This window comes from Yersinia pekkanenii, assembly GCF_001152565.1.
Taxonomy (GTDB): Bacteria; Pseudomonadota; Gammaproteobacteria; order Enterobacterales; family Enterobacteriaceae; genus Yersinia; species Yersinia pekkanenii.
Genome location: NZ_CQAZ01000025.1, coordinates 24262 through 37668, shown reverse-complemented (window position 1 = coordinate 37668; position 13407 = coordinate 24262). Strand labels below are relative to the sequence as shown.

Sequence of the window (13407 nt, the reverse complement as noted above, 5' to 3'; positions counted from 1 at the left end):
CCGGCCATTTTTTTGACTGTTTTCTAGCGGTGCGTTTACGGCCAATAACTGATAAGTATCCCGAGGAACAAGACTAAACCCACGTAATTATTATTCAAAAACGCACGGAAACAGGGATCACGCTCACGCTGAGCAATCATCTTCTGCTGGTGAACAAACAGTGCGCCAGCCAGTAAGATTGACCAATAAAATGCCCCGCCCAGATTAATTAGCCAGCCTATGACCACCATCAAAACCAGCGTGACCAGTTGCAGCAAACCGATGATCAGTTTGTCATGCTGACCAAATAAAATGGCGGTAGATTTAACCCCAATCTTCAGATCATCATCACGATCAACCATGGCATATTGAGTGTCATAAGCGACGGTCCAGCAAATGTTCGCCAGCAATAACAACCAGCAAACCAGCGGTAAACTTTCACTCACTGCGGCAAATCCCATAGGGATTGACCAGCCAAAAGCGGCACCTAATACCACTTGGGGTAAATGAGTGACCCGCTTCATAAACGGATATACCCAGGCCAGCGCCAGTGCTGCCAGCGACAGCCAGATGGTCATGCTATTGAGTGTTAAGACCAAACCAAAGGAGAGCAGCACTAACACCACAAACAGAATTTTGCTCTCCTTCTCACTGATTACGCCGCTGGGTAATGGCCGGGATGCAGTGCGTTTTACAAAACCATCAATATGTCGATCAGCATAATCATTGACGACGCAACCGGCGGCGCGCATGAAAAACACACCCAAGACAAACACAATCAGTATTTTGGGCTCAGGAATACCTTCCCCTGCCAGCCACAATGCCCACAGGGTCGGCCACAGTAGCAATAATGAGCCAATGGGCTTATCGATCCGCATCAAACGGCAATAAGCCCGCCATTTGCTCTGAACAGGACTTCCCTTCAATTTATCCATCTCCAAAATCTTACTACGGCTTAAACCGAATACAGTGGCGAGGCCGGTAAAAAAACTTCCGTCAGTAACAGGGGGTTGCCTGACAGACGCAGCAACGAGCGGCGCGCCCAAAGTTCATTCTGCCGCCCCACTTGAATATAATCACGGCTTAAATTGTCCCCACCAAATAAATAGCGCCCAAGAGGGAGGGTGCCTAAATCCACCAGCGCCCGATCTGGGCCAGACAGTGTCTCCTCGGGGATAACCGTGCGCCCAAGCAACCAAGGCTTATTATCACCACACAAAATGATTTCCCGTAGCCAATAGCGTTCGCTTACAGGTAAGTGCTCTGCATCTTCCCCTAACTCATTACGCGTAATAAAGCATTCTCGCTGGGGTTCGACATGGACTCGTTGGCAATGTTGCTCAAAACGCCGGGTCATCGATCCCAATTCCATTAGCCAGTCAGCGACGTCAGCAGGAATATTTGGCTGATCAATGGCGCACCATTGGATAGGTTTTATAATTGATGCATCGCCGGTAGACATCTAGCTTGCTCCCTGCCGGGGAGAAAAGGCTCTCCCCGCTAATTCGTAAAGAAGGGGACATTGTAGCGCAGATTGAGGATCCCGCGACATCAGGTTGCTCTTTATTATGAGCCAACAAACTAAACTAAGTGAGTGCATACTCTTCAATATGTTCAAGGATAAATCCAACCCGCATCTTTATTCCCCAATATTGCTTGCCACTGTTGGGATCACTTGCTGAATAATATCCATCATAGGCATTATCGAAATCGATAGGGTAAAAGGTGTTGTTTTTTTTATCATATAAAACATTGTTAAAATTCAAATCATTATGAATAATATTGTTATACCCTAAATCGTCCATCATGCTTAAAAATCGTTCCTTTGCATTGGGGGGGTAAATTTTAGAATTAATTTCTATCAGCGTTTTACCTGGCACCCGATACATCCGGATATAGTGTTGATTTCCCTGCTTAATGAACTCAGCAGAGCCCTCTCCATAGTAACGATTAAAGTACTCAACTTCTTTCATGTGAACTTCGGTTAACAACACACTGTCTTGTGTGGATAATTTCTTTAATACGAAGTCCGGGTTATTGGCATCAAGAAAAACATCGCCAGCGTTTCCGCGACCAATTCTTTTACCTAATTTAATCTCGGGATTAAATGCAGAACTCGACGGTTTTGATAAGGATGGCCCGCCCCCCGGTAGCCGCCCTTGCTTGATAAATGTAGGGCCTTGTTTTAAGACAACACCTAAGTCCTTACCGGTAGTTAAGTCAACTTCCCAATAGCTCGCGCCGCCCCCCGGCCTGACCCAAGCCTCGCGCATTCCACCAGAGACGAGTGGATCTTTTAGCTCAACCCATTGCACTTCAACTGGCTTTCCATGCGGGCTTGGTATCGTCTGACGCGTTGGTATCACTTCGCCTTCCGCAACCGGCAAACGGGAAGGTATAACAGGCCGTGGCGGAGGAGCCAAAGAACCCGATGGTTTTACGCCCAGTGGCGAATTTTCAATCAATTTCACCCCACGTTCCATTCCCCGAAGCTGGCCCGCCTCCATCACCATAGCCACCATACCCGCTGCCATATTTTCATTTTCGTTACGGGAACGTGGACCTTCGACTCTGGCGATAGTACACATCGGGTTCGGGAGCGGGAGTTTACAGGCCCAGCTCTCTTCTAACGAGGTCCAGGCATTACGCCAAAAACGCGTGTTCTCAGACTCTGGCCGATAGCCCTCAATAATGGCATTGATTTTATTTTGCAACGCACGCCCCTCAGGCCGCTGACCTTTTTCAATTAATGTCTTGATTGCCAGAGAGCGGACGGCCCATTCAAAGCCAATCTGATCAGCTTTGATCTTCGCATTATATTCCGCTTTTTTCGCTGCCATTGTTTTAAAAACGTCAATCGATCTGCCGTTCTTACTCGGCATCGACATATTGGCGACAAAGCGATTGCTGGCATCCCGACGCCGTTTAAATTCATTAACAGGTGAATCATTTTGCTTATGCGGGTCGCTATAACGGTAATAATAAGCTCTGGAATCATCGATTTTTTTCACCCCAGCCTCTGTCAGGATCTCTCTTATCGCCTGATCGTCATCAAAAGCGTCGGGAAGATGGGAATAAGCCAAACGCATATTGAGATAATCTAATTGCCGTTGAATTTTTTCTTGCTCGGATTTATAGAGCCTGTAATACACCAGAGTGTGTAAGGGATGACCAGGCTCAAAAAATTTAGCCAGTGCTATAAGCTCTACCTCAAATCTTCCACGTTCCACATCAATAGCCGTACCGGCAACCATGCTGTCAGCTATTTGTTTTATTCTTTCAAAGGTTATCTGAGCATCCTTATGCAAAGCGGACACATCTATTGATCCGGCGATGCGTTTGAATACACTTACCGTTTGATCTAAGGTCAGTGGCTCGACTTCATTAGATTGGCTGAAATGAGATAAGAAGATAGCCGTTGGACTGTAGAGCGCCCCACCAGCCTGATGTAATGGTTCTTCTTCCTTAAGTAATAAGTTATACAGTTGCGCGCTATCCTTACCTTCTAATCCATCAAGGGCTTTACCTTGCAATTGATAATGTAGCTTGAGGGTAGTTTTGAGTGAAAACGACAGACTGCCTACCGCGTGTTCAAAATCGAGATATTGCGTGAAATCCTGCTGGCTACAGGCATCAAATCCAATCTGGCCACATCCGTTTAAAATCATCTCGCCCAATTCCGGCGATTGACTCTTCAGGTAGCGCCCTTGGGCATTTTTCGGCGCAAAACCATTAGCCAGATAAGCCTCCGGTGCTTGCAATATCGCAGGCCGGGCATCCATTCCTTCATGGATAACCCTCAATGCCCTAACCGCTCGGGAAACAGGTAGTTCCGGCGCACCTAGCTGCTCCAGCCCCCAATCGTTTAAATCTGCAGTGGGAACTCCCGCGATGTCACCATAGCGATTGCCATAATGGGAATGGTTATAGAGTATCGCCGCCTGCATCTGGATCTCTTTATTCTCAGGCCAATAAATGGCAGCAGATAATTCAGACAGTGTGGGCTGATGCTCTTGGTGCAGCCACCAGACAAGGCTTAGGGCCGCCAGTGGGGTCAGTTTCTCTGCGGTGGACAGCGTCAGGCCCTTTTGGGATAACTTAAACAGGATATCCCGATCTAAACTGATAACATGGGCTTTTTTGTACCCTTGAGCCGCGGTCAATCCGGGTCTTAAACCTAATAAATCATTTACCCCCCCTGCAGTTTCTAATCCTTCTACATCATAGAGTTGCAGGTAGAGATCCACAATTCGCCCTACTCGGGCATCACTAATTTCTGGAAATTGTTGTGCCCATATTTTTTGATCTAATTCTCTGGCACCATCAATTAGCTGCATCGCGTGGCTGAACGCCGGATCCGAGGTCGAACTTACATTGGGCAGTTTTTGTGCCATTGTTTCCAATAGCTCTTGGTCTCTTGCCGTCACCTTTAAGGGGAGTCCTTTCACTTCCACAGGATCAGTCAGTTGGGCCATGATTGAACTCATGGTTAAGAACGAAAGATTATCTTCTGCACTCGGTGATGACCATAACGGAGCCGACCATGCTTGTGCCGTAGTCCATGAACAAAGTTGGGTTTCCTTCAACATCAATCAGTCCTTTAATTGGATGAATAAACAATAAAACGTCATTTGAAATAACGTTACGTCATTAAATTTATGATACCGGCGCAGGCCAAATTAAATGTCTTGTAGATCCTTACTTAAACCTTAATTTTTTGTAAGAAGCTAACCCGCTGATTATTCGTCACGAGGAGGATTGAGTATTGAGTGAAGAAATGAGTGAACTTGGTGTTTACAGCAGAATTAAGCAAAATGAGGCGTAGCGAGCGGCAGTAGTTTAGGTGCAGACAGCACACAGCCACCGGAATGTACATAGAGTACATGAGGATGGCGAGCACTGGACTAAGCCTAAAATACCCATGCGCAGTAGCCGCCCAGAAGAACACAACGAAAAAAGGTGTGCCAAGGCACACCAACCATCCAGCCATATTCGGCAGTGCCGGGAATTAACCCTTGCCTTTTACACTACCAATAAAGGTTTTTCGGGCTGAAGTTGAGCCCAAATGTTCCGCTTCGTTCAACAATTTCAGCGCCTTATCAACGTCACCGGCTTTCACCGCGTCTTTAATCGCTTGGTTGAAGTAGTTTTCAGTCTCACTCAGCATGGGTTCAGCCGGTTTTGCAGGCGTTGCTGCCGCCACCGCTGTTGGTTGAGGAGCGCTACCCACCACGACCGGAGTCGGGTTTGGTGCCGACTGTATTAAACCAATCATCACGTTGCCCATGCCTTGCTCGGCAGTGGCTTTAATTCTCAAATTACCGGTCGGGATATGTTTGGCAATCGGGTCTGGAATATCCGGCACCGCATTACCCACGCCCATAGCATAGGCCTTGGCCGGATCCAGCAGCGTGGTGGTTTTGGCCAAATCATCGCGGGTGGTGTAAACCAGCAAATAGATTTGTTTCTGGCCCAGCGCCGGAGTCAGTTTCATGACCCCTTGCAGCCGATCGCGGGTCATGATGCCCGCTTTTTCATAAGTGAAATAGCTGGAGGGATAGTAGGCTGCTGGGCGCATTTGCTCATCCAGCACTAATACACTGGGGGAAAATAGCTGATTATCAGTCACTAAACTGCTAAGCGTGATCTCCATTGATCCACGATCGGCAGGTAAAGCAAAAGCAGCCACCGCCCCTTCAACATTCCCCTGAGAGATTTGCGGGCTGGTGGTTGTCAGTTTGATGTCCTGAGTCGCAGGCGGCACCAAGGGCTGCCATGGCAACTGTTGCAAAGTGGCAGTACTGATGGTTGGCGCGATAGATACATTCGCCGGAGAAATAGTTGACTCCGCGTGCACCGCCAGAGGTGCAGTGACCCCTAAAGCCAATGCCAGACAGAGTGTCAGTAGATTCTTTTTCATTGTTGTACCCTCATACATTGAGCGTCGGCGCTAACTGTGCACAGGCAAGGTTGGCAAAGTTATCGAATTACTTTGGGTATGCTTCTTGTTGTCAGCAGAATGCGGGCCATCGCCCGCACACCGGTATTAAAACAGAACAGCCCCCAAGGGAGGCTGCATCACTACTGTTACCACCAGGCTTCGAATTGCGCGCCAAAGGTAACTTCATTGCTCTTGCCGCGACTGTTGGTATCAAAGGTACCATTCTGCGCCAGACCATTGTTCGCACCAGCCACATCGTTATAGCCCCACTTCTCATCCCAGTTGGCATAAGTTGCGAAGACACGGATGGCCGGGCGAGACCAGATGCTGTCGCCTGCTTGCCATTGTTGTGCCAGTGTCAGTTTGTATTGGCCATTGCGGTCACCGGTACGTTGTGACTTAACATTATCGTAGCCCGCTTCCAGCAAGGTACTCATGATTGGCGTCCATTTGTACATTGGGCGCACACCCACGCTGTACCAAGTGGTGCCGTTGTTGTTGTCCCAGTCAGTATCCTGATACAACGCGACATACATCATGTCCCACTTTTCAGCCAGATTAATGGCACCGTGGTCGATAACACGCAGCATGTGACCATTGTTATTCACTGACGTACCTTGTGAATGGCCACTGTTATACGAAGTCATGGAGTCAGTCGCGTACTGAACTACAAATTTGTTAAAACCACCCATCATGCTTTGAGTATGTTCCGCAGTCAGCATCACACCATCTTTAGAAGCATTAGGTGCTAACGCGTAGTCATCCTGAGTATTAGCGCGGCCATAATCCACACCAAACTCCAATGTGCCGCCTGGGTTAGTTTCTAAACCGGCTAAACGGATGTCATACACATCGTTGACAGTGTGGTCGGCATCTTTACGGGCATTGTCGATCCAGGCACTTGAACCACCCGCTTCTGAGTTACGGGTTGCTGCGATAGATAATTTACCGAAGCCCAGATCAATAGTCTCTAAACCCGCACCTGGGCCAGAAATATCCCAGTAGTAGAAGTCAATCATATGGACGTCATGACGTTGGTAGAAACGTTTACCTGCCCACATGGTGGAGCCTGGCAACGATTCGATCAAATTCTTACCCTGCACGTTGGCTTCACGGAAAGCTGGGTCAGTGGATTCCCAGTCATCACGTTGCGAAACGGAATACGCGACGTTAGTATCTAAGTAGAAGCTCTTATCACCTTCTTTCCACAATTCCTGGCCTAACTTAATTTCCGCATAAGTTTCACATTCATTACCCAGACGGTATTTACTTTGAGCACCGGTTGCTTTGAAACATTGCTGTTCGCCGCCGCTACCCGTCCAACCGATACCGGAACGTGCATACCCGTGGAAATCAACAGCCATAGCTTGAGTGGAAAGAACACCAGCGGCAACAGCCAGTGCTATCGGTAATTTGCGCAGAGTAGTCATCAGTAATCTCCTGTTATATTTGCCTATCGGCATGCGTGCTTTACATTCTCCGTAACCAGACGCCGTGGTAACTAGACGCCCAGTTCTTGGTAAAGTCGCCTACACGCAGTGCCATCTTCACGGAACAGATGACAACGTTGTGGCGGTAGACCGATAGAGAATGTTGCACCTTCTTCTACCAGCACCACGTCGTTCTGGCGGTAAACCAGGTTCTGACGTATTGCCGGAATTTGGATGTGAATTTGAGTCTCATTACCCAGTTGCTCGACCACCTGAATCTCGCCTTCCAGCGTGACTTCAGAGGCACTGCTTGGCAGCAGATGTTCCGGGCGAATACCCAAAGACATATTTGCGCCGACCTGAACCTGATCACCTTCAACCGGCAGCCACACTAACTGACCATTTGGATTTGGCAGTTCAATCTGTACCTGACGAGGTTCAACCGCGGTCACTTTAACCGGTAAAAAATTCATTTTCGGCGAGCCGATAAAACCGGCAACAAAGCGATTGGCTGGGTAGTGATACAGCTCAAGCGGTTTACCGACCTGCGCCACATTGCCAGCATCCAGCACCACAATTTTGTCGGCCAAGGTCATGGCTTCGACTTGATCGTGGGTGACGTAAATCATGGTGCGTTGCAGGCGCTTATGCAGGCGGGATATCTCAATGCGCATCTGCACCCGTAGCGCCGCATCCAGGTTAGATAGCGGTTCATCGAGCAGGAAAACATCCGGCTCGGCGACCAGAGTGCGGCCAATAGCCACCCGCTGACGCTGACCACCTGATAAGGCTTTTGGTCGCCGCTCTAACAGATGAGCCAGTTGCAGCACTTCAGCGACCTGATTCACCCGTTGGCTAATTTCGGCTTTCTTCACGCCGGCCAATTTCAGGCCAAAGGACATGTTCTCAGCAACCGATAAATGGGGATAAAGCGCATATGACTGAAACACCATGCCGATGCCGCGTTCAGAAGGCGGCACTTCGTTCATCCGCTTACCACCGATCAGCAACTCACCCGAGGTGATGTCCTCAAGACCGGCAATCATCCGCAATAGCGTCGACTTTCCACATCCGGATGGGCCAACAAACACCACAAACTCACCGTCATCGATCTCCAGATTGATATCTCGGGAAATCACAGCCTCACCAAAGGCCTTATAAACGCCACTCAGCGTTACATTAGCCATGTGTTACTCCTTTGCTTACGCAAACAACTTTTCGTATAAACCTGAATGAAGAAAAATGGCGGAAGCAAATCCCGGCATGACCCATTGATTACTCCCAGTCCCTGATGACTCTCTTGCCGCGCGCCGTACCGCCATGCGTGGAGCCTGGTTGCCCCGGACGGCGTCGCGGCCTGAGTATAGGGCTGTACGTTGGTAAACGCTGCAACGCACTGATCTACTTGGGCAATAATTAACCGAACAATACCCTCTTGCTGGTGACAGCGTTTCAATGCTGCTGACGCTGTTTTCAAAGTCGGTGACCTTGTTTTCAATGACGGTGCCGTTTTTCAATGTTGCCGATAGTGCGCGAGTGCCACTATTTGGTAATCATCCGTAACAACGTTTTTCATGGGGGAGGCGCTGGGAGGATGAAGGAACGACCAAAGTCGGCAAAAGTTCCATCACAAATACAAATACGTGATCTGACCTACAAATTTCGACCGGTATTATTGTGTCTAACACCACAGAATAGGCCGCAGTGTTAAGTGGGTCACAATAACTCGTAGGGGGGCGTAGAGAGGGGGAGGATGATGGTGCATCCGGTTGTGACTCAATATGTCAGCGTAATAATTGACAGCTAATGATTCACAAAAAAGTCGGTACCCACAAAATTGGATAAAAGGATTGGATTATGACTCGCAACTTTACAAAATCCGGCATTAGTAAGACCGCACGTGTTTTGGCTCTGTCAGCGCTAACCACGCTGGTACTCTCTTCCTCTGCTTTTGCCAAAATTGAAGAAGGTAAACTGGTTATCTGGATCAATGGCGATAAAGGCTATAACGGGTTGGCAGAAGTCGGTAAGAAATTCGAGAAAGATACCGGTATTAAAGTGACCATCGAGCACCCAGATAAACTGGAAGAGAAATTCCCACAAGTGGCTGCAACCGGCGATGGCCCGGACATTATCTTCTGGGCGCATGACCGTTTTGGTGGCTACGCACAATCCGGTTTACTGGCAGAGCTGCACCCATCTAAAGCCTTCCAGGACAAATTGTTCCCATTCACATGGGACGCGGTGCGCTTTAATGGCAAGCTGATTGGTTACCCGGTCGCAGTTGAAGCACTGTCGCTGATTTACAACAAAGACTTGGTAAAAGAAGCACCGAAAACCTGGGAGGAAATTCCTGCGCTGGATAAAACACTACGGGCTAATGGCAAAAGTGCCATCATGTGGAACCTACAAGAACCGTACTTCACTTGGCCACTTATCGCGGCTGACGGCGGTTATGCCTTCAAATCTGAAAACGGCGTTTACGACGTGAAAAACGTCGGTGTGAATAATGCGGGCGCGAAAGCAGGTCTGCAATTTATTGTCGATTTAGTGAAGAATAAGCACATCAATGCCGATACTGATTACTCCATCGCAGAAGCCGCCTTTAACAAAGGCGAAACCGCGATGACCATCAATGGTCCGTGGGCATGGTCCAACATTGATAAAAGCAAAATCAATTACGGCGTGACCTTGCTGCCAACCTTCCATGGCCAGCCATCTAAGCCGTTCGTGGGTGTTCTGACTGCCGGTATCAACGCCGCCAGCCCGAACAAAGAACTGGCCACTGAATTCCTGGAAAACTACCTGATAACCGACCAAGGCCTGGCGGAGGTTAACAAAGACAAACCACTGGGTGCTGTTGCACTGAAATCATACCAGGAACAACTGGCAAAAGATCCACGTATTGCGGCCACCATGGAGAACGCTACCAAAGGTGAAATCATGCCAAATATTCCGCAAATGGCGGCTTTCTGGTATGCCACCCGCAGTGCGGTGCTAAACGCCATCAGTGGGCGTCAGACCGTAGAAGCGGCATTGAACGATGCGGCTGCCCGTATTACTAAATAACAGTTTCAGCTGTAAAAGGGGCTCGGCTCGCCGTGCCCTGATACCACTTGCTGTAACATTATAACCATACTCAACGTAATTGACGTTGCAGCAAGGCAGCCAATGAACGACAACTCGGTGAAAACCGATTTGAACAGCATTTATGCCAGCCCGTAGGTGAGCCTCTATAAGGCTCATTAATCCCGATGCGCTTACACAACTAAGTGATGCGGGTGACAAATCTGCAGGGAGCAGATTTGAACGCTGCTTGCAGCGGCCTCACAGAGGCAAGGGCCATGGATGGGCCGAGTAACGAGAGCAGCTAACGCCGCTGCGACTTTAAGTACGAAGAGTATGAAGGGAGTTTTATGCAGTTATCCCACACCGAGTATCAAAGCCGTAAAAAGAAAATTTCCTGGTGGCAGAGTGATGTCCTTAAATGGCTGGTTATCAGCGTATTAAGTCTGTTCACCTGCTATTTGATCGTGTTGATGTATGCTCAAGGTGAATATCTTTTTGCCATCGTGACGCTTATTCTGGTGAGTCTGGGGCTGTATGTCTTTGCTAACCGCCGTGCTTATGCCTGGCGCTATGTTTACCCCGGCGTGGCAGGGATGGGGCTATTTGTTCTGTTCCCATTGATTTGTACTATCGCCATCGCTTTTACCAACTACAGCAGTACCAATCAGTTAACCTTTGAGCGCGCTCAGTCGGTATTAATGGACCGGCAGTTCCAGACCGGTAAAACCTTTAACTTTGGTCTCTATCCAAGCAATGGCCAATGGCGTTTACAGCTCACCAATCCGGACGACAATACCGTACTGATTTCTGAACCTTTCAATATTAATGTGGCGACTGAGCAAAAAGTAAAAGTCACACCAACCGGCGCTGAACAAACGGGCGAGCGCGCTTCACTGCGTATCATTACCCAACATCGTCAAGCACTCAGTGAACTGGTCGCTATCCTGCCGGATGGCGGGGAATTGCGCATGAGTTCACTGCGTCAATTCGCCGGAACCAGCCCGCTATATAAGCTGGGCGCTGATGGCAAAGAGTTGATTAATAAACAAACTGGCGTGATCTATCGGCCAAATATTAATATCGGCTTCTATCAGGCGATTAATACGGATGGACAGTGGGAAAATGAAAAGCTCAGCCCCGGTTTTACCGTCACTATCGGCTGGAAAAACTTCCTGCGGGTACTGCACGACGAGGGTATTCAGAAGCCTTTCATCTCGATCTTTATCTGGACCATTATTTTCTCGCTAATGACCGTCGTGCTGACTGTCGCAGTGGGTATGGTGCTGGCTTGTGTGGTGCAATGGGATTCCCTGGAAGGCAAAGCCGCCTATCGGGTGTTACTGATCCTGCCTTATGCCGTGCCCGCATTTATCTCGATATTAATTTTCAAAGGGTTATTTAACCAAAGTTTCGGTGAAATCAACCTGATGCTGAACCATTTATTTGGCATTAAACCCGCCTGGTTTAGCGACCCTATCACCGCAAAGAGCATGATACTGATCGTCAATACCTGGCTCGGTTACCCTTATATGATGATTCTGTGCATGGGGCTGCTGAAAGCGATCCCGGAAGATTTATATGAAGCATCAGCAATGGATGGCGCGGGCCCATTCCAGAACTTTTTCCGCATCACATTGCCGCTGCTGATTAAGCCGCTAATGCCACTGATGATTGCCAGTTTTGCCTTTAACTTTAACAACTTCGTGCTGATTCAGTTATTAACTAACGGTGGCCCGGATATGATTGGTACTACCACTCCGGCGGGGTATACCGATTTACTGGTGAGCTTCACCTACCGTATCGCCTTTGAAGGGGGCGGCGGGCAGGACTTTGGTTTGGCTGCGGCGATTGCAACCCTGATTTTCATTCTGGTAGGCGCGCTCGCGATACTGAACTTGAAAGCCAGCAAAATGAATTTCGATTAAGGAGGAGAGGCAGATGGCCATGGTTCAACCTAAATCCCAGCGTTTGCGTCTGTGGGGCACCCATTTTTTGATGTTGTGCTTTATCGCGCTGATTATGTTCCCATTGTTGATGGTGATTACCATTTCTTTGCGGCCGGGTAACTTTGCTACCGGCAGTCTGATCCCTGATCAGATTTCATGGGAACACTGGAAGCTGGCTCTGGGTATGAGTGTGACTCATGCTGACGGCAGTGTGACCCCACCGCCATTCCCGGTGATGTTGTGGTTGTGGAATTCAATCAAAATAGCGGTGATCACCGCCATTGGCATTGTGACACTGTCCACCACCTGCGCTTATGCTTTTGCTCGTATGCGTTTTCGTGGCAAAAGTACCCTATTGAAAGGCATGCTGATTTTCCAGATGTTCCCAGCAGTGCTGTCATTGGTCGCCTTATATGCCTTGTTTGACCGAATCGGGCAATATCTGCCATTTGTTGGGTTGAATACCCATGGCGGGGTGATTTTTGCTTATATGGGGGGGATAGCCCTGCATGTCTGGACTATCAAAGGCTATTTCGAAACCATTGATAACTCACTGGAAGAAGCGGCAGCTCTGGACGGTGCGACCCCATGGCAGGCTTTCCGACTGGTACTCTTACCGCTGTCAGTGCCTATTTTAGCCGTGGTGTTTATTCTGTCGTTCATTGCAGCTATCACTGAAGTCCCGGTCGCATCCCTGCTATTACGGGATGTCAATAGTTATACCCTGGCGGTGGGGATGCAGCAGTATCTGAACCCGCAAAACTACCTGTGGGGCGATTTCGCCGCAGCAGCCGTGCTGTCTGCCATCCCGATCACCGCAGTCTTCTTGCTGGCACAGCGCTGGCTGGTCGGGGGGTTAACTGCCGGTGGAGTGAAAGGTTAAATTGGTGCTAAAGGGGTGACTGTTCCTACGGGCGCTCCGGTCGCTTACGCGACTACGGCCCCAACGGAACATTTCCCCTTCGATTAGCATTATCAGTTATCTGAGTTTATGCCGCTGCTTTACTTGATTGACTTTCCCTCTGGTACTGTGTCTTTAGGG

The 13407-nt window shown here is 48.9% G+C and carries 9 protein-coding genes and 1 pseudogene; 3 read left to right on the top strand and 7 right to left on the bottom strand.

The window, feature by feature from the left end:
- Positions 1-35 precede the first annotated feature (35 nt).
- The 7 genes and pseudogenes from ubiA to AEP37_RS27255 all read right to left on the bottom strand — a co-directional run bounded on the left by ubiA (position 36) and on the right by AEP37_RS27255 (position 8779).
- The gene (gene ubiA, locus AEP37_RS13605; protein WP_049613864.1) at positions 36-905 is read right to left on the bottom strand and encodes a 4-hydroxybenzoate octaprenyltransferase; all 870 of its coding nucleotides are present in this window, start codon (positions 903-905) and stop codon (positions 36-38) included.
- Between the two features lie 29 nt (positions 906-934).
- On the bottom strand, positions 935-1441 hold the full coding sequence (gene ubiC / locus AEP37_RS13600) for a chorismate lyase (protein WP_049613832.1): 507 nt from the start codon (positions 1439-1441) through the stop codon (positions 935-937).
- Between the two features lie 124 nt (positions 1442-1565).
- The gene (locus tag AEP37_RS27900) at positions 1566-2252 is read right to left on the bottom strand and encodes an OspG family effector kinase (RefSeq protein ID WP_408068332.1); all 687 of its coding nucleotides are present in this window, start codon (positions 2250-2252) and stop codon (positions 1566-1568) included.
- 2735 nt (positions 2253-4987) lie between these two features.
- Positions 4988-5899 (bottom strand): maltose operon protein MalM, encoded by a 912-nt coding sequence (gene malM / locus AEP37_RS13590; RefSeq protein WP_049613831.1) that lies wholly within the window; start codon positions 5897-5899, stop codon positions 4988-4990.
- A gap of 167 nt (positions 5900-6066) precedes the next feature.
- Positions 6067-7350, bottom strand: a complete 1284-nt coding sequence (locus tag AEP37_RS13585; protein WP_049613830.1) for a maltoporin — start codon at positions 7348-7350, stop codon at positions 6067-6069.
- Between the two features lie 71 nt (positions 7351-7421).
- Positions 7422-8537, bottom strand: coding sequence for a maltose/maltodextrin ABC transporter ATP-binding protein MalK (gene malK / locus AEP37_RS13580; protein WP_049613829.1), 1116 nt, complete (start codon positions 8535-8537; stop codon positions 7422-7424).
- A 15-nt stretch (positions 8538-8552) separates the two neighbouring features.
- A pseudogene (locus tag AEP37_RS27255) lies at positions 8553-8779 on the bottom strand (hypothetical protein).
- Positions 8780-9207: 428 nt separating this feature from the next.
- Between AEP37_RS27255 and malE the strand changes: the two are divergent.
- The 3 genes from malE (at position 9208) to malG (ending at position 13248) form a co-directional block, all read left to right on the top strand.
- Positions 9208-10419: a maltose/maltodextrin ABC transporter substrate-binding protein MalE gene (malE, locus tag AEP37_RS13575; protein WP_049613828.1), complete on the top strand. Its 1212-nt coding sequence runs from the start codon at positions 9208-9210 to the stop codon at positions 10417-10419.
- Positions 10420-10766: 347 nt separating this feature from the next.
- Positions 10767-12344 carry a maltose ABC transporter permease MalF gene (gene malF, locus AEP37_RS13570; protein ID WP_049613827.1) on the top strand — a complete coding sequence of 526 codons (1578 nt, stop codon included), beginning with the start codon at positions 10767-10769 and terminating at the stop codon, positions 12342-12344.
- Positions 12345-12357: 13 nt separating this feature from the next.
- Positions 12358-13248, top strand: a complete 891-nt coding sequence (malG, locus tag AEP37_RS13565) for a maltose ABC transporter permease MalG (protein WP_032896651.1) — start codon at positions 12358-12360, stop codon at positions 13246-13248.
- The last annotated feature ends 159 nt before the right edge of the window (positions 13249-13407 follow it).